20 protein-coding genes and 1 tRNA gene are annotated in these 21,668 nt (G+C 32.2%); 5 read left to right on the forward strand and 16 right to left on the reverse strand.

All coding sequences use genetic code 11. The annotated features are described in order from the left end of the window. Window positions 1–22: 22 nt before the first annotated feature. Window positions 23–1,231, reverse strand: coding sequence for a cell envelope biogenesis protein OmpA (locus KO500_RS11990; protein ID WP_252732488.1), 1,209 nt, complete (start codon window positions 1,229–1,231; stop codon window positions 23–25). A gap of 245 nt (window positions 1,232–1,476) precedes the next feature. On the opposite strand from KO500_RS11990, the gene KO500_RS11995 reads away from it, so the two are divergent. Next, entirely contained in the window at window positions 1,477–2,328 is an 852-nt protein-coding gene (locus KO500_RS11995) for a glycosyltransferase (RefSeq protein ID WP_215956784.1), read from the forward strand. On the opposite strand, the gene pafA is transcribed toward KO500_RS11995, so the two are convergent. After that, entirely contained in the window at window positions 2,329–4,020 is a 1,692-nt protein-coding gene (gene pafA / locus KO500_RS12000) for an alkaline phosphatase PafA (RefSeq protein ID WP_215956785.1), read from the reverse strand. Between the two features lie 155 nt (window positions 4,021–4,175). On the opposite strand from pafA, the gene KO500_RS12005 reads away from it, so the two are divergent. Both KO500_RS12005 and KO500_RS12010 read left to right on the forward strand, forming a co-directional pair. Continuing rightward, complete coding sequence (locus tag KO500_RS12005) at window positions 4,176–4,913, forward strand: MlaE family ABC transporter permease (protein WP_215956786.1); 738 nt, start codon at window positions 4,176–4,178, stop codon at window positions 4,911–4,913. Beyond that, the gene (locus tag KO500_RS12010; protein WP_215956787.1) at window positions 4,913–5,680 is read left to right on the forward strand and encodes an ABC transporter ATP-binding protein; all 768 of its coding nucleotides are present in this window, start codon (window positions 4,913–4,915) and stop codon (window positions 5,678–5,680) included. The genes KO500_RS12005 and KO500_RS12010 overlap by 1 nt, the downstream gene beginning before the upstream one ends. On the opposite strand, the gene KO500_RS12015 is transcribed toward KO500_RS12010, so the two are convergent. The 10 genes from KO500_RS12015 to porV all read right to left on the reverse strand — a co-directional run bounded on the left by KO500_RS12015 (window position 5,677) and on the right by porV (window position 15,601). Then, window positions 5,677–7,191 carry a DUF389 domain-containing protein gene (locus tag KO500_RS12015; protein WP_215956788.1) on the reverse strand — a complete coding sequence of 505 codons (1,515 nt, stop codon included), beginning with the start codon at window positions 7,189–7,191 and terminating at the stop codon, window positions 5,677–5,679. The genes KO500_RS12010 and KO500_RS12015 overlap by 4 nt on opposite strands. Before the next feature lie 3 nt (window positions 7,192–7,194). Beyond that, entirely contained in the window at window positions 7,195–8,274 is a 1,080-nt protein-coding gene (locus tag KO500_RS12020) for a mannose-1-phosphate guanylyltransferase (RefSeq protein ID WP_215956789.1), read from the reverse strand. Between the two features lie 5 nt (window positions 8,275–8,279). Continuing rightward, a complete protein-coding gene (locus tag KO500_RS12025; RefSeq protein ID WP_215956790.1) occupies window positions 8,280–8,882 on the reverse strand; it encodes a SprT-like domain-containing protein in 603 nt (200 codons plus the stop codon). An 85-nt stretch (window positions 8,883–8,967) separates the two neighbouring features. Then, the gene (locus tag KO500_RS12030; RefSeq protein ID WP_215956791.1) at window positions 8,968–9,189 is read right to left on the reverse strand and encodes a hypothetical protein; all 222 of its coding nucleotides are present in this window, start codon (window positions 9,187–9,189) and stop codon (window positions 8,968–8,970) included. A gap of 70 nt (window positions 9,190–9,259) precedes the next feature. Further along, complete coding sequence (locus KO500_RS12035) at window positions 9,260–9,940, reverse strand: SDR family NAD(P)-dependent oxidoreductase (protein ID WP_215956792.1); 681 nt, start codon at window positions 9,938–9,940, stop codon at window positions 9,260–9,262. 2 nt (window positions 9,941–9,942) lie between these two features. Further along, window positions 9,943–10,950: a M28 family metallopeptidase gene (locus KO500_RS12040; RefSeq protein ID WP_215956793.1), complete on the reverse strand. Its 1,008-nt coding sequence runs from the start codon at window positions 10,948–10,950 to the stop codon at window positions 9,943–9,945. Window positions 10,951–11,031: 81 nt separating this feature from the next. After that, window positions 11,032–12,639 carry a pyruvate dehydrogenase complex dihydrolipoamide acetyltransferase gene (locus KO500_RS12045; protein ID WP_215956794.1) on the reverse strand — a complete coding sequence of 536 codons (1,608 nt, stop codon included), beginning with the start codon at window positions 12,637–12,639 and terminating at the stop codon, window positions 11,032–11,034. A gap of 4 nt (window positions 12,640–12,643) precedes the next feature. Then, window positions 12,644–13,642: a pyruvate dehydrogenase (acetyl-transferring) E1 component subunit alpha gene (pdhA, locus tag KO500_RS12050; protein WP_215956795.1), complete on the reverse strand. Its 999-nt coding sequence runs from the start codon at window positions 13,640–13,642 to the stop codon at window positions 12,644–12,646. 194 nt (window positions 13,643–13,836) lie between these two features. Continuing rightward, on the reverse strand, window positions 13,837–14,319 hold the full coding sequence (gene cdd, locus KO500_RS12055) for a cytidine deaminase (protein WP_252732489.1): 483 nt from the start codon (window positions 14,317–14,319) through the stop codon (window positions 13,837–13,839). 133 nt (window positions 14,320–14,452) lie between these two features. Next, the gene (gene porV / locus KO500_RS12060; protein ID WP_215956796.1) at window positions 14,453–15,601 is read right to left on the reverse strand and encodes a type IX secretion system outer membrane channel protein PorV; all 1,149 of its coding nucleotides are present in this window, start codon (window positions 15,599–15,601) and stop codon (window positions 14,453–14,455) included. Window positions 15,602–16,018: 417 nt separating this feature from the next. Between porV and gldJ the strand changes: the two genes are divergently transcribed. Together gldJ and KO500_RS12070 are read left to right on the forward strand one after the other, a co-directional pair. Then, on the forward strand, window positions 16,019–17,680 hold the full coding sequence (gene gldJ / locus KO500_RS12065; RefSeq protein WP_215956797.1) for a gliding motility lipoprotein GldJ: 1,662 nt from the start codon (window positions 16,019–16,021) through the stop codon (window positions 17,678–17,680). Between the two features lie 68 nt (window positions 17,681–17,748). Further along, a complete protein-coding gene (locus KO500_RS12070; RefSeq protein WP_215956798.1) occupies window positions 17,749–19,026 on the forward strand; it encodes a UDP-N-acetylmuramoyl-tripeptide--D-alanyl-D-alanine ligase in 1,278 nt (425 codons plus the stop codon). 2 nt (window positions 19,027–19,028) lie between these two features. Here the strand turns inward: KO500_RS12070 and KO500_RS12075 are convergent, their stop codons facing one another. The 4 genes from KO500_RS12075 to KO500_RS12090 form a co-directional block, all read right to left on the reverse strand. After that, the gene (locus KO500_RS12075; RefSeq protein ID WP_215956799.1) at window positions 19,029–19,766 is read right to left on the reverse strand and encodes an SDR family oxidoreductase; all 738 of its coding nucleotides are present in this window, start codon (window positions 19,764–19,766) and stop codon (window positions 19,029–19,031) included. Beyond that, window positions 19,763–20,173 (reverse strand): DoxX family protein, encoded by a 411-nt coding sequence (locus KO500_RS12080; RefSeq protein WP_215956800.1) that lies wholly within the window; start codon window positions 20,171–20,173, stop codon window positions 19,763–19,765. The genes KO500_RS12075 and KO500_RS12080 overlap by 4 nt, the downstream gene beginning before the upstream one ends. Before the next feature lie 127 nt (window positions 20,174–20,300). Then, window positions 20,301–20,375, reverse strand: a tRNA-Val gene (locus KO500_RS12085). A gap of 81 nt (window positions 20,376–20,456) precedes the next feature. Further along, window positions 20,457–21,668 carry a bifunctional folylpolyglutamate synthase/dihydrofolate synthase gene (locus KO500_RS12090; RefSeq protein ID WP_215956801.1) on the reverse strand — a complete coding sequence of 404 codons (1,212 nt, stop codon included), beginning with the start codon at window positions 21,666–21,668 and terminating at the stop codon, window positions 20,457–20,459.

Here is a 21,668-nt window from a genome sequence, read left to right on the forward strand (position 1 = left end):
TTGTGGGGCAAAAATTTCTGGTTTATTTATCTTCAAAAACTGATGTTGAATATTTAATATTAGCATCCATATTTAAAGCCTCAAGACTGTTATAATCTTTACGGTTATCATTTGATTTAGAGTATGCATAGCTAACCTTTTCAGCTACACCATTATCTTTACCTCTATTCAGTTGTACATAACCTACACCTTTTTCATTCATTATATCTAGTGAAAAATCATCTTGATTACTATTGATGGGACTTCCAAGGTTGACACTCCAGCCAACCTTGTTCTTTGCTACTTCAGCCAAATAGACATCTAGTCCCCCATAACCTTTATGTCCATTTGATGCGAAGAATAGCGATGTCCCTCCCACAATATTTGGATACAAATCGTCCTCATTTGTATTCACTTTTTTACCTAAATTTTTAGCTACACCAAAACTTCCATCTCTTTTAATATCAGCAACGTAGATATCAAACTTACCAAAGCTACCAGGCATATCAGAAGCAAAAAACAATCTTTTACCATCTTCGGAAATTGCGGGGTGCATTGAAGATGAATTCGTAGGACTAAGTGCAACCTCAGCAACGGTTTGCCACTCTCCTGCTCTTTTTTCTGCTTTAAATATTTTATGAACTGTTTCTTTTTTAGAAAACACCCCGTATAAAGGCTTAATCTTTACTGCTTTAGTGTAGTATGCAGTTCTACCGTCAGGTGTTACAGCAATTTGGGCTGTATTTTCATTCATCTTTTTTGATGTCTTTTTAACTTCATTAGCAACAAATGCTTCTAAGTCTTCTGTTGAAAAACTATTACCAGCATCTAATGGCTTAAATTTTGAAGGTTTTTTAACTTTATAATCAGATTTCATTTCTGCTAACCAATCACCAGTATCTTTGCTGTTACCAAATACTGTATTACTTACCACTTGCTTTGCATAATTGAAACGTTTGTAATAACCTTCACTAATTGTATCATCATTATTCATTTCAAATAATTTCATATACCAGTATACTGAAGCTTCATAATTTTCACTTAAGAAATTTGCATTACCTAAATCTTCATATATTTCTTTTTCTTTATAGCCCAATTTTTTAAGCTCTAAATAGTTCTGTTCTCTTTTTTCTCTCTCAATAATCTCTGCTCTTGTTAATGAAGCTTTGTGAGAATTTTGTGCTAAAATAGCTGTATTACAGCTTGTAATAAATGCTATTAAAATCATGGGATACTTAAATAGGTTTTTCATAATAATATCGATAAAGGGGTTAATATCTGGGACAAAATTCACTAAATATTTCTGAGTAATCCCTATTAATATTTCATAGGTTTTATCACAAAAAGTGTATTTCATCGAAAAAATACACCTTTAAGCGGATATTTTAACAAAAAACAGCCTAAAACTGAGCAAAAAACTGGTGATTTTTAAATTAATTTCATCGATTATACACAAAAACAGTTGTTTCATATATATCTTTGATTTTTTATATAAATATGGACTATTATATCATTATTCCCGCGCACAACGAAGAAGCTTTTTTAGAAGGTGCTTTAAATACTATTTTATCGCAAACGCTTGCTCCAAAAAAAGTAATATTAGTTAATGACAATTCTACTGATTCTACCGAAGCTATTATGGATAAGTTTATTGAAAAAGCTTCTTTTTTCAATAAACTAAACACTACTTCTTCAACAGAACATATGCCAGGAAGTAAAGTTATTAATGCCTTTAATAAAGGGTTAAACCTACTTGATGATAATTTTGACTTTATTGTAAAGCTTGATGCTGACATTCTTTTACCTGATAATTACTTTGAAACTATAGCTACAACTTTTAAATTAAATAAAAACGCAGGTGTTGTTGGTGGCTTTATTTATGAGAAAAACAAAAAAGGAGAATGGAAACTTAACCACCCAATGAACAAAGATCATGTTAGAGGTGCTTTTAAAGCATATTCTAAAAAATGTTTTAAAAGTATTGGTGGTTTAAAAAATGCTATGGGTTGGGACACTGTAGATGAACTTTTAGTTCAGTACCATGGATATAAAATAGTTACACTTGATAATTTACATGTAAAACATTTACGCCCAATAGGTGGTGCTTACAATAAAAAAGCAAAACTATTACAAGGTAAAGCTATGTACACTATGCGCTATGGCTATTTAATTACACTTATAGCTTCAATTAAAATGGCAGTTAAGCAAGGAAAAACAAATGCTTTTTTTGATAATATGAATGGTTTTAAAAAAGCTAAGAAAGAAAAAGCCCTCTATCTAGTTACACCAGAAGAGGGCCAATATATTCGCAACCTTCGTTGGAAGGGTATTAAAAAGCAAATTTTTTAATTATTTTATAACCTTGCTAATTGGGTTACCTGTTGTTCCACTAGGAAATTCAACACCCAACAATGATGCTATAGTTGGTGCTATATCAGGAATTTCGGTACGCTCATAAGTCTCCCCTTTATTTATTCCTTTACCAAAAAACAATAATGGAACATGTGTATCATAAGAGTAAGCAGAACCATGTGTTGATCCTGTTGTTGAATAACTAATATAATCTGGCTTATAAACTAAAAGCACATCACCTGATCGTTCTTGGTTGTACCCCATTTGCAGTATTGAAGGTATTCCTTTAGTATATTCATTATTCCACATTTGCTCACCTGTGTAAACTCTATTACAAATACCATACGACATAATTTCTTTGGCCAATTGCTCTTCAATCTCACTCAACGATAAATCTAAGTTTTTTACAATTTTATGATCTAAAAATATTTGACCATTTGAAATGTTTTTAACAATGTCAGTAGTTCCATAATTATATTTTACGAACTCATCTAACTTTGCTTTTATTTGATTATTATCAACATAACCCGCAGGTACTTTTTGATCTTTTAAATAAGAAGGCACATCAACAGCTCCGTGATCTGCCGTTAAAAAAACGGTGTATTCACCTTTACCTACTTTTTCATCTAAAGTATTTAAAATTCTTTGTAAATCAACGTCAAGCCTTATATAAGTGTCTTCTATTTCTTTAGAGTTTACACCAAATTTATGCCCTACATAATCGGTACTTGAAAAACTAATTGCTAGAAAATCTGTAATAGCATCAGTTCCTAATTTTTCACCTTCTAAAGCAGCCAAAGCAAAATCAGCAGTAATACTATTACCATATGGTGTCGCCTTAATAATATCAAACTGACCATTTTCTTCCCATAAGGCCGGTAAATCATGCGGAAATGCAGAATTAGCTTCACCTTTAAAAAGCCCTTCGTAAGCATTAGAATCTAAACCACTATCCGTATAACTTGCAATGTTTTTTAAAGTATTCCAAGGTTTTTTATAGCCTTCTGCCACATTAGAATTATTAAAGTCTTTCACCCATTTTGGTAATTCATTCATATAAAATGAGCTTGTTACCCAATTACCTTCATTTTTTCCGTTAAACCAATAAGCACCATTTGCCGTATGCCCCCCTGGTAAAACTGCTCCTCTGTCTTTTATTGCTACAGCAATAACCTTACTTTTCATTTGATTATGTAATCTCAACTCATCAGTAATTGTTGTAACATTATTACGGAACGGAGACATTTTACCTGCATCAGTTTCTGTTCCAACAGAATTAAATGAATCATCTTGGACACAGTACACACTTTCATCTAATTTTTTATCATACCAATTATTAGCAATTATACCATGTGTTGCTGGAGTAGTACCAGTATAAACCGAAGCATGACCAGGACCTGTATATGTTGGCGCATAATTAAAATGATTGTTCTTACAATTAAAACCATCATTCACTAATCTTTTTATACCTCCATCACCGTATTGATCCCAAAAACGAGTAACATAATCAAACCTCATTTGATCAACAATAATACCTACCACCAATTTTGGTGAGGTATATGGTGCTGTTTTTGTTACCGCGACAACCTCTTCTTTGTTCTTTTTCGATTTACGTTGCGCTTGTAATGAAGCACTAGTAATAAACATAAACGCAGTTACAAATAATACTGCAAAATTATTCTTATTCATGAAATAGATTTTATGTGCTAAAATTAGTTAATTATATACATTCGTAATTGAATAAATAGTTAAATGAATTTTAATAGTTGCTGTTCTTTTTAATAATTAGAACACACTTACGGTTTAATATTATTATTTTTACAATAACTAGATTAATTTTACCAATGAACTACCTAGCATCTATTGGGAGTTATTTTATTATGATTCGTGAGGTTTTTAAAAAACCTACGAAATGGAGAATAATGAAACCCCTTATATTAAAAGAGATAGACGAGTTAATTTTTGGCTCTCTTGGCATCATCATATTTATTTCTTTCTTTATTGGAGGTGTTGTATCTATACAAACAGCATTAAATATCACAAATCCTTTAATACCTAGAAATTTAATAGGTTTTGCCACAAGGCAATCTGTTATATTAGAATTTGCACCAACTTTCACTTCTATTATTATGGCTGGTAAAGTAGGCTCATACATTACATCAAGTATTGGTACAATGCGAGTTACTGAACAAATTGATGCTCTAGAAGTAATGGGCGTAAACTCACTTAATTACCTAGTTTTTCCTAAAATTATAGCTCTTTTATTTTATCCATTCGCGATAGCTATAGCTATGAATGTTGGAATATTTGGTGGTTGGGTTGCCGGTGTTTTTGGTGGTTTTAGCACAAGTGCTGATTTTGTTGAAGGTTTGCAATTAGATTTTATTGCTTATCACGTTACATACTCTTTTATAAAAAGTATATTATTTGCGCTTATTATTGCAACTATACCTTCATACCATGGTTATTATATGAAAGGTGGTGCTTTAGAAGTTGGTAAAGCGAGTACAACATCATTTGTTTGGACGAGTGTTGCTATTATTATTACAAACTATATACTAACTCAACTTTTATTAGGCTAATGATTCAAGTAAACGATTTACATAAATCTTTCGGAGAAAATAAAATTTTAAAAGGGGTTACCACTTCTTTTGAAAAAGGAAAAACAAATCTAATTATTGGACAGAGTGGATCAGGTAAAACTGTTTTCTTAAAATGTTTGCTTGGTTTGTTTGAGCCAGAAACTGGATATATTTGTTATGATGACAGAACCTACTCTAGCCTTTCTGCTGATGAAAAACGTGATTTACGCCAAGAGATGGGAATGGTTTTTCAAGGGAGCGCTTTGTTTGATTCTATGACTGTTGAAGGTAATGTAATGTTCCCGTTAGAAATGTTTACGAAACAATCAAAATCTGAAATGCAAGACAGAGTGAATACTGTTTTAAAACGTGTTAATCTTGATAATGCTCATGAAAAATACCCGGCAGAAATATCAGGAGGTATGCAAAAAAGAGTTGCTATTGCCAGAGCGATAGTAATGAACCCAAAATATCTTTTTTGCGATGAACCAAATTCTGGCTTAGATCCTAAAACAGCTATATTAATTGATAACCTTATTCAAGAAATTACAGAAGAATACGACATTACCACTGTGATAAATACACATGATATGAATTCAGTTATGGAAATTGGCCAGAAAATATTATTCTTAAAGAATGGCCATAAAGAATGGGAAGGCACAAACAAAGAAATATTTAAGACGGATAATGAAGCTGTAACTGACTTTGTTTATTCCTCTGAATTATTTAAAAAAGTAAGACAAATGTATATTGAAGAACGCAACTAGTCTGTTACTTCTCTTACCTGAATTTTATTGTTTTTCAACCTTAATTTTAACCACTCAGATATTTTTTTAAGGTCAGCGTCTTTATCTTTTCGTTTTGTTTTTTCTTTCCAATTAATTTCAAAAACCGGAATAGTATCCATTTTTTCAAAATCTGTTCTTATAGTGTATGAATACCCCATTGAAGCTAGGCTTTCATAATTAGCTTTAGCTTCTACACTAACATCTTTAAATGGTATTTGTGTTGAAACTAATTTCTTTAGCTGGACTAATTCTTTTTCTAACAAAACAATTTTTTCTTCCTTACCTAACAATTCCGATTTCTTAGATTGGTAAAGTTCTTCAACATACTTCATTTGATCTATTTCTTTATTTTTAGATCCTTGAATTATCTTGAGTTTAGTATTTTTTAATTCTTTATACTTTTCATTTTTAGCATCATTCCAAGTAGAAATTATATTATCTGGGACTAATTCTTCACCCATAAACATTACCTCAATAACCGATTGCTTTTTTTCTTCATCACTACCAAAAATCATTTCGTATAACGATTGATCTCCACCATGATATTGAATATTAGTTAAATTATCCAAATACAAACCATTACCTGAAAACTGATATTTAGCAATATTTTCTGAAATAAATTCCCTGGCTTGACTTTTATAATTTGACTCTTTCCAAGCTTTATAAAAAGTCCAACTTGCAGGAACCATAACTAATATTGCAACGAGTGAGGCTACTCTACTAATGAACCTACGACGCTCTGAATTAGCATAACGAACCATTGGAAAACGCAATATTTTTATTACTAAAAACGTAGCTAAACCAATAAATATAGTATTAATAGTAAACAAATACATAGCACCACTCGCGTAATCCCAATTGCCAATTGCCAGTCCAAAACCAACTGTACATAAAGGTGGCATTAAAGCTGTTGCAATTGCTACACCAAAAATAACACTCGCTATTGTTCCTTTTTTAGCACGAGCAATTACCAATGCCAAACCACCAAAAAAGGCAATTAAAACGTCACGAATATCCGGTGCTGTACGTGCTAACAACTCAGAAGATTCGTCTCGTAAAGGAAAAAACTTAAAAAATAAAAATGCAGTTAGGATACTTAAAACTACCATTACACCAAAATTCTTTAAAGAACGTCTTAGCGTATCAATATCATTGATTGCTAATGACAACCCCATACCTAAAATAGGCCCCATTAGTGGCGATATAAGCATGGCTCCAATTACCACTGCTGTAGAATTTGCATTTAAACCTATAGATGCAATAAATATAGAACAAATCAAAATCCAAGAGGTGTGTCCTTTAAAAGGTATATCTGCTACTATAGATTCTCGTGTAGCTTCTTGATCTGTATTATTTCGAATATCTAATAATTCAGAAAGAAACTCTTTTGTAGATTCTATTAACCCCTTAAAGTCCTTTTTTACCTCATCACCTTTAGCTTTTTCATCGCTATTCGGCGTGATATGATCTTTATCTAATTTTTTATTCATTTTTTAGGTATACTGTTTCCCAAATTTATCCTTTACCTTTACAAGTACTTGCTTAATATCTTGCTCTTTAGACTTTGGGTATATTAACAAAACGTCCTCTTTATCAACTATAATGTAATCGCTTAAACCATCAACAACAACAACTTTGTCTTTCTCTGATCTAATCATATTACCATTAGCATCTTCAGTTAATAATTTACTGTTTACTACAGCATTATTAGCATCGTCTTTATCTAACTTATCATAAAGAGAACCCCAAGTACCTAAATCGTTCCAGTCAAATGTAGCTGGCTGCACATAAATACTTTTTGAATTTTCTAAGATTGCATAATCAATAGAAATATTTTCTGCTTTAGGATAGTTTTCATTTATAAACGCCTGTTCTTCACTTGTATTGTAAACCGGCAATCCTTTTTCAAATAATTCAAACTGTGAAGGTTGGAAATTTTTAAAAGCATCAACAATAGTTTTTACACTCCACATAAAAATTCCTGCATTCCAAAGAAAATTACCTTGTGCTAAAAAATCTTTAGCAGTTTCATAATCAGGTTTTTCTCTAAACTGATTTACTTTCTTTAAACTATCTGTACTGTTTTTATCAAATTCAATATAACCAAAACCTGTATTAGGAAAAGTTGGTGTGATACCCAAAGTGCATAATGAGTTTTCTTCTTCACACTTATCAAAACAAGCTTTTACATCGTTCGCAAAAGCAGTTTCATCCTCAATCCAGTGATCACTTGGTGCCACAATCATTACAGCATCAGGATTTTGTTTTTGTATTTTTAATGAAGCATATAAAATACAAGGAGCTGTATTACGCATAGCTGGCTCTAAAACAACTTGCTCTTGTTTTACCATTGGTAATTGCTCTAAAACTAAATCATTATAACGTTCATTCGTAAGAATTAAAATGTTTTCAATGGGAACAAATTTATTTAAACGTTGAAAGGTTTTTTGAATTAAAGTATCACCAGTACCCAACATATCATGAAATTGTTTAGGGTATTCTGATGTACTTATAGGCCAAAATCTTGAACCTACTCCACCTGCCATTAAAACTGCGTAATAATTCTTATTCATAACTTTTAGTTTTTTATCAATTCTACTTCTGCATTGGGTTGAAACAAGTAGGTTTTACCTGAATTTACTTCAACACATTCATATCGTTTAATTTTTCTATTTCCTTTTTGAAATATTCGTCCATTATTAATTCTAAAAATACTACCAATGGGCAATTCAAAAACATGCGTACTATCTTTATAGGTTGCATCATATTGCTTTAAAGCTAATGACAATTTTGCATCTGTATCGCTACTTGCAGATGGGTTTCTAAAATGATTCGCTACTAATGGTAATACTTTACTAGGAAAAACTTCAGGATGTATTAAAGGCAACATTAATACTTGAAAAGTTTTTTTCCACTCTAAACCGTGGGGTTTAATAGTTCGTCCGTATTTTTCAAAAGCAACTAAGTGAGCTATCTCATGAACCAATGTAATTAAAAACCGATACTTATTTAAAGATGAGTTTACTGTTATTTTATGTGTACCATCGGGTAATCTTCTATAATCACCATGGCGCGTAACACGTTGATTTACAATTTTTAAATTAACACTATTTTCCTTTATTAATCCAATGCATAAATCTACAGCTCTTTCAGGAAGGTATTTTTCAAGTGTCCTACGCATAAAACAAAAATAACATAAATATCAAATAATAAGCGATATACATTTTATTTAATATAAATATAATAATAGACTTCTTTGACTCGGTTTAGTTATTGTAAAAGCGGACTAGAACATAACCATTCTTTGTTTTTCTATAATGATTTCCGTTCCAAAAATAGTATCGTTTTCCTTTTACTTTTACAACCTTATAAACTGTAGGCCTGTTTTTAATTACAACTCTGTTTGTTGAAGGTGATGCAACTCTTTGAGTACATGAAGCTAAACCTATTACTAATAAACTAAAAACAGTTATTACATAAATTTTCATTATATAAATATTTAATTTTTAAACACATATACCAAATAGCATGTGAAGTTTTAAAATGATTTTTATTTTACTAAGGAGTTGTACTACTTACTTGTAGCATTTTACCATTATAAAATTTATTTCCTGTTAAAGCAAATTCTTTTATATAAGATGCTATTTCTAATGCTGTATTGGGTGCTTTATAACCAGGGAAAGCTTCTTCTAACATTTCAGTTTGAACAGCGCCTAAGGCTAACACATTAAATGAAGGCCCATTTTCTTTAAATTCTTCTGCCCAAAGCTCTGTGAGCGTAATAACAGCTGCCTTACTAGAGCTGTAAGCTGTTAAACCAGGAAATTTCATACTACCTTGAACACCCCCCATAGAACTTATAGTTACTACATGTCCTGTTTTGGGCATATTCGGTAATACAAGTTGTGTAACATTTGCCACACCAAACACATTAACCTTATACACTTCTTCAAATTCTGAAGGGGAAATTTCTAAAAATGGTTTATTTAATAATTTACCAGCATTATTAATTAAAACATCAACTTGTTTCCAATTTTCAGATACATAATTTTGAAGCTTTTGTAAATCTTCTTGTTGCGATAAATCAAAAGAAAAAGTATGAATATTTTTATGATTCAAACTTAAAATAGGTTTTTCATTTCTTGATAATGCTAAAACCTGGTGCCCATCATCAGCGAAAAGCTTTGCCATTTCAAAACCAATTCCTCTACTTGAACCTGTAATAATAATATTTGCCATTCTTAAAATTTAATTTCTTTTGTTGGTGCATTCGTAATTCCTTCAACCATAGGAATCACCTTATTTACCAAGCCAGCTATAAAAGAGAAATCCATAAGCTCAACCTCATCATCAACACCATGATAATGGTTGAAATTTGTAAAATCAAAAGTACAAAATGTTTGAGAAGGCACGTTAAATGCACTATAAAATGGATAATTATCTGAACGCTTGAATAAATTATACTTTTTTGCTTCTGGCAAAAAACCTACTAATTTACCTTTAGCATATTTATTAGCAATAGCAGCCATATTTGATTCTTCATAACCTGTCAAATACATGGTGTAACTTTTATTTACTAGTGGCACCCCAACCATTTCAAAATTGAGCATCACATATAAATCTAAATTTTCTTCTTTTAATTTTTTAGACAGGTGTTTTGACCCCAAGAGCCCTTTTTCTTCTGCACTAAACAAAGAAAAAATCAATGTTCTTTTATTTGTTTTTGTATTGCCAAAATAACGAGCTAATTCCAATACTGTACTTGTTCCTGATGCATTATCGTTAGCTCCATTTGCAATATCATCTCCATTAACAGCTTTAATATGACCGATATGATCATAATGAGCACCAATAATTATAACCTCATTTTTTAAAACTGGATCATTACCTTCTATTACACCAACAACATTATATGATGTCTTATTATAATTAGACAAAGTGTCTTTATAGATTTTAAAATAAGGCTTTACATTATTTTCTTTAAAAATATTTTCAATAAAATTAGCCGCTTTCTCTATTCCTTCGCTTCCCGAGTCCCTACCTTCTAAATCATCAGAAGCTAAAAAACTCATCAACTCTTCAATTCTATCTGAGCTTGAAAATTGTACTTCATTAGAAGATATTGCCACAGGAGTTACTTTTTCTTTTTCTGTTACCGGTGTGATATCAGCCAGATTAGTTTCTTTCATTTTTACAGTTCCGCAACTTAAAAACAAAGCTAATGGAATAGTACAGATTAATGTTTTCATATAAATCATTTAAGAATTAAAGATAAAAAAGCACCCTAATTACTTAGGATGCTTTACATATAAATTCGCTTTTATTATTAATTACGCCAGCATTGTCACTGGGTTTTCAATAAATGCTTTTAATGTTTGTAAAAATTGAGCTGCTGTTGCACCATCAACTGTTCTATGATCACAAGCTAAAGTAAGTTTCATCGTGTTACCTACAACAATTTGACCATCTTTAACAACAGGCTTTTCTATAATAGCACCTACTGATAAGATTGCAGAATTTGGTTGATTGATAATAGAAGTAAAACTTTCAATACCGAACATACCAAGGTTAGACACTGTAAATGTACTACCTTCCATTTCTGCAGGAGTCAACTTTTTATTACGTGCTTTACCTGCTAGCTCTCTAACAGAACCTCCAATTTGAGATAATGCCATTTGATCTGTAAACTTGAGTACAGGAACAACTAAACCATCTTCTACAGCTACAGCTACACCAACATGAACATGCTTATTGAACATAGTTGTATCACCTTTCCAAGAAGTGTTTATTTGCGGATGCTTAATTAAAGCCATAGCACATGCTTTAACCACCATATCATTAAATGATACTTTAGTATCTGGCAAGCTATTAATTTGAACTCTTGAAGCTTTTGCATTATCCATATCCACCTCAATGTTAAGGTAGTAATGAGGAGCCGTAAATTTAGATTCACCTAAACGCTTAGCAATAACCTTACGCATTTGGTTGTTCTTAACTTCTTCAAAACCTTCTTGACCAACAGGAACTGCAACAGAAGCTGATGCACTTGCAGTAGGAGTTGCTGGTGCAGGAACAAAGTTCTCAACATCTTTCTTTACAATTCTTCCATTATCACCAGTTCCTTTAACTTGAGTTAAGTTTACTCCTTTTTCAGAAGCTATTTTTTTAGCTAATGGCGAAGCAAAAACACGTTGTCCGTCATTAGTATTAACAGGTGCTGTCGCAGCAACTGTTTCTGCTTCTTTTTTAGCCGGAGCACTAGGTGCATCTGTTTTTGCTGGAGCTTCTTTTTTAGGAGCTGAAGCCGGTTTTGAATTTAAAATAGCATCAACATCTGTTCCGTCAGGACCAATAACAGCTAAAACAGCATCAACAGGTGATGATTCACCTTCTTGAATACCTACGTATAATAAAGTACCAGAGTAGAAAGATTCAAACTCCATTGTAGCTTTATCAGTTTCTATTTCTGCAAGAATATCACCTTCTTCAACTTTATCACCTACTTTTTTCAACCAAGTAGCTACAGTACCTTCTTCCATAGTATCACTAAGGCGAGGCATTTTAACAACTTCAACTCCCTCAGGAATTTCAGTTGTAGCTTCAGATGAAGTAGTTTCTTCCGCAGGAGTTTCTTCTTCAGCAACTTCTGGTGTTTCAGCAGGAGCACTAGCACCATTAATTAATGCTGAAATATCTTCACCTTCTTCACCAATTATAGCTAAAAGAGTGTCAACTGGCGCACCATCACCTTCTTGAATTCCGATATGCAGTAAAGTTCCTTCTTGAAAAGATTCAAACTCCATTGTAGCTTTATCTGTTTCAATTTCAGCTAATATGTCGCCTTCTTCAACTTTATCTCCTACTTGTTTTAACCACTTAGCGACTGTACCTTCTTCCATGGTATCACTAAGTCTTGGCATATTAATTATTTCAGCCATCTAACTATAATTTATGTTGTAAAAATGGATAATCTTCTTGTTCGTAAACCATATCGTACATTTGGTTTACCGGAGGGAAATCTGATTCTTCTGCAAATTTCTCACATTCAGAAACTAAAGATTTCACTTTTTTATTGATTGCTTCAATTTCATCTTCAGAAGCATATTTTTTATCTTTAATTACATCAAGTACTTGAGTAATTGGATCTATTTTTTTGTATTCCTCAACTTCATCTTTAGTTCTATAATGTTGAGCATCTGACATAGAATGACCTCTATATCTATATGTTTTCATTTCTAAGAAAGTTGGTCCGCCACCAGTTCTTGCTCTTTCAATAGCTTTACTCATTTCTTTTGCTACAGTTACAGGGTCCATTCCGTCAACTGGCCCACATGGCATTTCATAACCAAGACCTAATTTCCAAATATCTGTAGAATATGATGTTCTTGCTACTGAAGTACCCATTGCATAACCATTATTTTCACAAATAAATACAACTGGCAACTGCCATAACATTGCTAAGTTAAAAGATTCGTGTAATGAACCTTGTCTTACAGCACCATCACCCATGTAGCACAAAGTAACAGCATCACTTTTTTTGTACTTATCAGCAAAAGCTAAACCAGCTCCTAATGGAATTTGACCACCTACAATACCGTGACCTCCATAAAAACGGTGTTCTTTAGAGAAAATATGCATAGACCCCCCCATACCTTGAGAAGTTCCAGTAACTTTTCCAAATAATTCCGCCATAACTCTTTTAGGATCCACACCCATACCAATTGGCTGTACGTGATTTCTATAAGCAGTTATCATTTTATCTTTAGAAAGATCCATTGCATGAAGTGCTCCTGCTAGAACAGCTTCCTGACCGTTATAAAGGTGTAAAAAACCTCTAACTTTCTGTTGAATATAAACAGCTGCTAGTTTGTCCTCGAACTTTCTCCAGAACAACATATCTTCATACCATTTTAGGTAGACCTCTTTTGTGATTTTTTCCATTAAATGCGAATTTTTATAGAACTTGAATTACTTCTATTTCAACTTTAGAAGCAAAGATTGAAAACAAAAATACACATAGTAAATCAATCAGTGAAAAAAATTATTGAAAAACCGCTTCAACAATTAGAAAATAAACGAATCCTATAAGAAAAGTGAAAATTCTACTTAGAAATAAACAGCTAATTATAAAACACTTACAAAAAGCTATTATCAAAAGCCAAAGGAAGTATATCTGAAAGCGAATTAAACTTAATTACATTTCCTTTTTCCCCCATCATTAAAATTTTTACAGGCGTTTTTTGTTTTTGCTCATACTCTATCATTGCCTGCCTACAATTACCGCATGGTGCAGCAGGCTCATCAACTACGAAGTTTTTTGAAGTCGCTGTAATTGCGATAGCTTTAATTGTTATCCCTGGAAATTTAGCTCCTGCATGAAAAATTGCTACACGCTCAGCACACAATCCTGATGGGTACGAAGCATTTTCTTGATTATTACCTATAATAACTTCGCCATTTTCTAACAAAACAGCTGCTCCTACTTGAAAATTTGAATATGGTGCATATGCATTTGACCTTGCTCCAACAGCTTGCTCCATAAGAGTAATATCTTCTGACTCCATATCACTTAAAGTAGCGTACACATTATAGTCAATTACTATTTGATGTTTTTTCAATATTTCTATATTTAATTTTTTTGGATAGGAAAGTTAATGATTTTTATGTTTCATAAAACCATGTTAAATAAAAAAATCCAAATTCGAATATTAAAATTCAAATTTGGATTCTTGTTTTATAGCTTTTTAACTCTTAATCATTATATAATTCTTCACCTAAATTAAAGGTTAAACCAAAGCGAAGTGTGTTTTCTAACGGACTAGTTACATTAGACGTTGAGAACAAATATGATAAATCCACTTGTGCCGCCTTAAATTTAAACCCTGCACCTAAAGAAAAGAACTTTCTTGCTCCTTTTTCTTCACTCTCGTTGAAATACCCTGTTCTTAACATAAATGCATCTTGATATACGTATTCCGCACTTAAAGCCCATGTTGTTTCTTTTAACTCTTCAGAAAAACCATCTGGCGCATCACCAAAAGATTTAAAAACACCTTCTAAAAATCCTATTTGTTGGTATTCAATATTATCTTCAGAGTCAATAACACCATCCTCATCAAAATCTTGAGGTGTTGGCACTAATAATTTATTAAATTCTGATGTAATTGCAATGGCATTATCAGCATCAAGTATAAAATCAAAACCAACCCCAAATCTTAAATTCGTTGGCATAAAGTTTTCTTGACCACCTTCATCATAAGAAAGTTTATTTCCTAAATTAGAAACATTAAAACCCGCTCTCCATCGACCATCAAAATTATTATACGCAATTTCTCTTGAACGATAAAAACCTGCTATATCAACCGTAAAACCAGTTGCCGCTTGCGCATCTACATTCGCTTGATCTTGAAATTTTAAATTTGAACTAATGAAACGACCTGCTACCGCCATTGAAAAGGTTTCATTCAACTTTAAAGAGTAAGAACCGTCTAAAGCCAATTCATTTGGCTTTACAATACTACCTTCTTCACCTGCAGTTTGCCTTAATTCAATCTCACCTAACGTAAAATATCTTAAACTTACTGCAAAAGCACTTCGATCATTAATTTTATTATAAAAGTTTGCACTTAACAAACCTATATCATTTACTATACTTTCTAAATAAGGTGTATAACCAACACTTATTCCCATTTCTTGTTCTGCAAAAGCAAACTTTGCAGGGTTCCATTGTTGTGAGAAAGCATCAACAGATGTTGCAACACCCATATCTCCCAAACCTGCTGAACGTGCGTCCGCTGCAATTGTTAAAAATGGAACTGCGGTTGTTATGGCTCTATCATCATCTTGAGCAACCATTTTAGACGCAATTAATAATAAGGTAACTAATGCTATTTTTTTCATTTTTATAATTGTGAAACTTCAAAAAAATCATAGTGCAAGAAATACACTACAAATCTTGGTGAATCATTTATAAACTACATAACGGTGATTTTACAAAAAACTTGTACTAATAAAATAAAAAATTATCATTTATTAAAAGAGCCAACTTATTGAGCTTATAATGAGTGTTTGCCGCGTCCTAAATTTTATCTATTAAAAATAGGTTCAAACTATACTAAGCTATATTTTTATGCGTTATTTTAAATGTAAAAGCAGTTTTGGCTCTCAACGATAAAAATATTTCAATTTTATAGCAACTAATGAAATATTTAAACAAATTCATCGTTTTAATGCCGAAAGCAATATTTGCAAACCCAAAAAATTGAATTACTAGACTACAAAATATGTAGTTTATTTTATTGAAATCAAGTTCTAATTATGAAAAAACAATTCATCAAAGTTGTACTCTCTTGCGCTGTAATAGCTGGCGGATTTAGCAGTTGTAAAAACTCTTCGTCATCTAAAAATACATCTAGAGCTACAGGTTGGAAAATAAATGCTAAGGAAGGTGGTTTTCAACACAATACAGATTATAAAGAACAAGAAACTGCTCCTGGTCTTGTATTTGTTGAAGGTGGTACTTTTACAAAAGGAAAGGTGCAGGATGATGTTATGCATGATTGGAATAATACACCTACACAACAACACGTACAGTCATTCTACATGGATGAAACTGAGGTAACAAACTCTATGTATTTAGAATATTTAGATTACCTTAAAAGTGTTTACCCACCAGAAGACCCAAGGTATTCTAATATTTACTCAGGCGCTTTACCTGATACATTAGTTTGGAGAAATCGTTTAGGTTTTAACGAAACAATGACCAATAACTATTTACGTCACCCTGCATATGCAGAATATCCTGTAGTTGGTGTAAACTGGGTTCAAGCAGTACAATTTGCTGAGTGGAGAACAGACCGTGTAAATGAAATTATGTTAGAAAGAGAAGGTTATCTTTCTAGCGAAGCTAAATACAAAGCCTTAAATGGTGAAGCTGAAGGTACTTTTAGCACAGAAGCTTACTTAAACAGACCAGAATCTGTATATAATGGTCAAATTGACTCATTACAAGGTAAAATGAAAAAAGATTCTGTATCTAATTTCGCATCAAGAAGTACTGGTATTATTTTACCTGAATACAGATTACCAACTGAAACTGAATGGGAATATGCAGCTCAAGCTCAAGTTGGATCTAGAGAATATAATAATTATAGAGGTAGAAAAAAATATCCTTGGGAAGGTGATTACACGAGAAACGGTCAAAGACTTGGTCGTGGTGATCAATTAGCTAACTTTAAGCAAGGTAAGGGTGATTATGGCGGAATCGCAGGTTGGTCTGATGATGGTGCTGATATTACTGCAGAAGTTAAATCATACAAGCCTAATGATCTTGGTTTATATGAGATGGCTGGTAACGTTGCTGAATGGGTTGCTGATGTTTACAGACCTATTGTTGATGATGAAGTAAGTGACTTTAACTACTATCGTGGAAACATCTATATGAAAACCGCAATTGGTGAAGATGGTAAAGTAAACGTAATTAGAGATTCTATTATGTATGACACATTACCAAACGGAAAAATCGTAGCGGTAAATTTACCAGGAGAAATTAAAATGGTTCCTGTTGATGAGCAAGAAACATACTTAAGAACAAATTTCTCTTCAAGTGATAACAGAGGTTATAGAGATGGCGAACCTGGTTCTTCTAGATTCTATGATCAATTTAATGACGAAGAAGATGAAGAGAATAAAAAGAAAATGTATAACTCTCCAACTTTTAAAGTAGAGCAAGATTCTACAGGGTCAATGAAGAGAGAATATGACAAATCTAACTACAGAACTACATTAATTAACGATGAAGTTAGAGTTTTCAAAGGTGGTTCTTGGAGAGACAGAGCTTACTGGCTAGATCCTGCACAACGTAGATTCTTACCACAGTATATGGCTACAGATTACATCGGGTTTAGATGTGCAATGTCTAGAGTTGGCTCTAAATCTAAAACAAAAAACAAAACTGTTAGAAGCAAAAAAGTGAGATAACAGTAAATAAATAGAATTCTTTAAAAGTCCTGATGCAACCATCAGGACTTTTTTTATACTTTAGTTTCATGAAAATAGAAGAACTACACAAACTGTTTTTACAGTTTCCCACAATTTGCACTGATACTAGAAAAATTACCCCTGATTGTATCTTTTTCGCTTTAAAGGGAGATAATTTTGACGGAAATAAATACGCAAAACAAGCCATAGAGAAAGGTGCTAAATATGCCATCGTTGATGATGAAAAATTTTCAATTGATGATAACACTATATTTTTAGTCTCCGATGTTTTAAAAACACTACAAGAATTAGCTAACTTTCACAGGAAACACTCCAAAGCAAAAGTAATTGGCTTAACAGGAAGCAATGGTAAAACTACAACTAAAGAGCTTATAAACTCTGTTTTATCCACTAACTACAAAACTATTGCCACACTTGGCAACCTCAACAATCATATTGGCGTTCCTTTAACTTTATTATCTATTAAAGCTGATACTGAAATAGCTATTGTTGAAATGGGTGCTAACCATCAGAAAGAAATAGAATTTTTATGTAGTATAGCCGAACCTGATTTTGGATACATAACCAATTTTGGAAAAGCACACTTAGAAGGTTTTGGTAGTGAAGAAGGAGTTATCAAAGGAAAGAGTGAACTTTATGATTTTCTAATCTCAAATAACAAACACATTTTCTTTAATGCTGATGACACTATTCAATTAGACAAACTAAAATTTTACATAAAAAAATATGGTTTCAGTGAGTCGAACTCTAAATTCTATCAAATTAAACTACAAACCGCAGATCCGTTTGTAACCATTTCTGTAGAGGGTAAGTTGATTACATCAAACCTAATTGGAGCTTACAACTTTATTAATTGCGGCGCCGCAATTATTATGGGCAAATACTTTAATGTATCGCTAGACAATATTCAATTAGGAATCGAAAACTACACTCCAACCAACAATCGTTCACAAATAATTGAAAAAAATGATCATAAAATTATATTAGACGCTTACAATGCAAATCCAAGCAGTATGACTGTGGCGTTAGAAAATTTCAACAACTTAAATGCTTCATCTAAAATTGTCTTTTTAGGCGATATGTTTGAATTAGGAAGTGTTGCCGAAACCGAGCATCAAGCTATAGCAGATTTAGCATCATCAATGAATTTTAATAAAACTTTTTTAATCGGCGAAAATTTCAGCAAAACAAACACTCAAAAAAATGTATTTATTTCTTTTGACAGCTTGGCTTCTTTTTTAAAAAACGAAGATTTACCTAAGAGCACAATTTTAATAAAAGGTTCTCGCGGCATGGCTTTAGAACGAATTTTAGAGCTATTGTAATATTAAACAATAGCTCCGTTTACAGGAAGTATTTGACCTGATATCCATTTAGACTCGTCAGAGGCTAAAAACAAAATAACATTTGCAATATCACTAGGCTCACCAATACGATTAAAGGCACTCATAGATTTTAATTTATCTATAAACTCTTCTGATTTTCCTTTTGTAAAAAGCTCTGTATCTACTGGGCCTGGAGCTATTGCGTTAACTGAAATATTCCTACCTACTTCTTTAGAAAAAACTCTTGTCATCTGCTCTACTGCAGCCTTAGAAGACGAATACAATGAATATCCCGGCAACATCATCTTAACCGTACTAGAAGACACATTTATAATATTACCGCCATCAGATAGCTTTGAATAAGCCTCTTTCATTGTATGATACACACCTTTTGCATGGATATTATACACTTTATCAAAATCATCTTCCGAAGATTCTGATAATTCTTTCATATCCATCACACCTGCATTATTAACAAGAACATCTACCCTACCAAACTGATGAATAGTTTCATCAAAAAGCATTGCAACCTCATCTTTTTTACTTACATCAGCTTTTACAGCTATAGCATTACCATTTTTGCTTTTAATTAAATCGACAGTTTCTTTAGCCTCTTTTTCACTGGATGCAAAATTAACTACAACCTCAGCGTTATTTTCCGCTAACAACAATGCCATTTCTCTACCTATACCACGAGATGCTCCCGTAACAATTATTACTTTATTTAGTGGTTTAATCATTTTATTATTTTTTTCAAATTATTATCAAGCGCCAAATAATTATAGTTGATAGTAATTAACAACCCTGAAAAAACAAGTGCATGGATTAACTGAGAATCAATAATACTCCAATTCTCTATCATTGTACTACCGAAGACCAAAGCTATCATTAGAACACAACCAACAACTAGAGCTTGCTTTGTAAAAAAACCTAAAATTAGTAATACACCTACCACAAATTCAATTATTGGAATACTGTACGCAAAAGGCGTTGTCAAAAAACCAGGAATCATCGAATCTTTAAAGTTACCTACAATATGACTTACAAAGCCTGAAAGTTTTGGCAGTCTCACTAATCCGTGACCAAACATACTAACACCTATAGCCAATCTAATTAATAAATAAGCTAAATTGTAATTTTTACTCATAACTTTTTATTCTTAAAATTAAGAGGACAAAATTGATTTACAAGCCAATATCTTGTTAAAAGATCTTTTAAAGAATTACATAAAAACAAAAAAGACTTTCAAATTAATGAAAGTCTTTTTGTTACTGTGGGCCCTACTGGATTCGAACCAGTGACCCCCTGCTTGTAAGGCAGGTGCTCTAAACCAACTGAGCTAAGAGCCCGATTTGCTAAACGTTGTTTTGCTAAGCGAGTGCAAATATATAACAGTTTTTCATTTCTCCAAAATAAAAAACAATATTTTTTTATAAAATTTCTGCAACGACAAATGTGCTTCCTCCAACATAAATAAAATCGTTTGAATTTGACATTTTTTTAGCGGAATTAAACGCTTCATTTACAGAGTCATAACACACACCATTGAAACCATAAGCCATACTTTTACTTTTTAAAAGATGAACATCTAAACCTCTTTCTATTGAAGGTGAACAATAATAATAAATTGCATTTTTTGGTAGCAAAGCTAAAACAGCGTCTAAATTTTTATCTTTTACAAAACCTAAAACCATATGCAGTTGGTCAAATTCTTGCTTTTTTAATTGCTCTACTATTAATTTTATACCCTCAGTATTATGCGCTGTGTCACAAATTATAGTTGGTCGTTTTGACAATACCTGCCAGCGACCTAACAAACCTGTATTTTCAACTACTTTTAAAAGGCCTGCTTTTATATGCTTTTTTTTAATTTTAAATGAATTGAGTTGCTTTATTACCCCCAATACACCTTTTATATTCTTAGATTGATATATGCCTAATAAGGATGTTTTATAGTCATCTTCAACAACTGTATCCGCAAAAGTTATTAAAGCGTTCTTTCTCTCTGCTATTACACTAAAGACAGGTTCTGTTTCTTTTTGTGTTTCACTAATAACAACAGGGACATTACTTTTAATTATACCTGCCTTTTCTGAGGCTATTTTTTCTAAGGTATCACCAAGCATATCAACATGATCAAAACTTATATTGGTAATTAGAGATACTTCTGGTGTGATAATATTTGTAGAATCTAATCGACCACCTAGACCAACCTCAACAATTGCTATATTAACATTCTGATTTGCAAAATAATCAAAAGCCATACCCACTGTCATTTCAAAAAAAGACAATTCATTTGCTTTTAAATAAGGTAAATGTCCTTCTATAAAGTTCACTACTTCCTTTTCAGAGATACAATTACCGTTAATTTTAATTCTTTCTCTGAAATCTTTTAAATGAGGTGAAGTATATAACCCGACCTTATAACCTGCTTCTTGTAAAATGGAAGCAAGCATATGACTGCTCGAACCTTTTCCATTAGTTCCTGCAACATGTATACTTTTAAATTTTTTATGTGGATTTCCTAAAAAAGAGGAAAGTTCAATAATTGCATCTAATTTACCTGAATGAGCTAATTTACCTTTTTGTTGATACATAGGCAATTGTACAAACATCCAGTCTAAAACCTCTTGGTAAGTCAT

This window comes from Cellulophaga baltica (assembly GCF_018861125.1).
Classification (GTDB): domain Bacteria; phylum Bacteroidota; class Bacteroidia; order Flavobacteriales; family Flavobacteriaceae; genus Cellulophaga; species Cellulophaga baltica_A.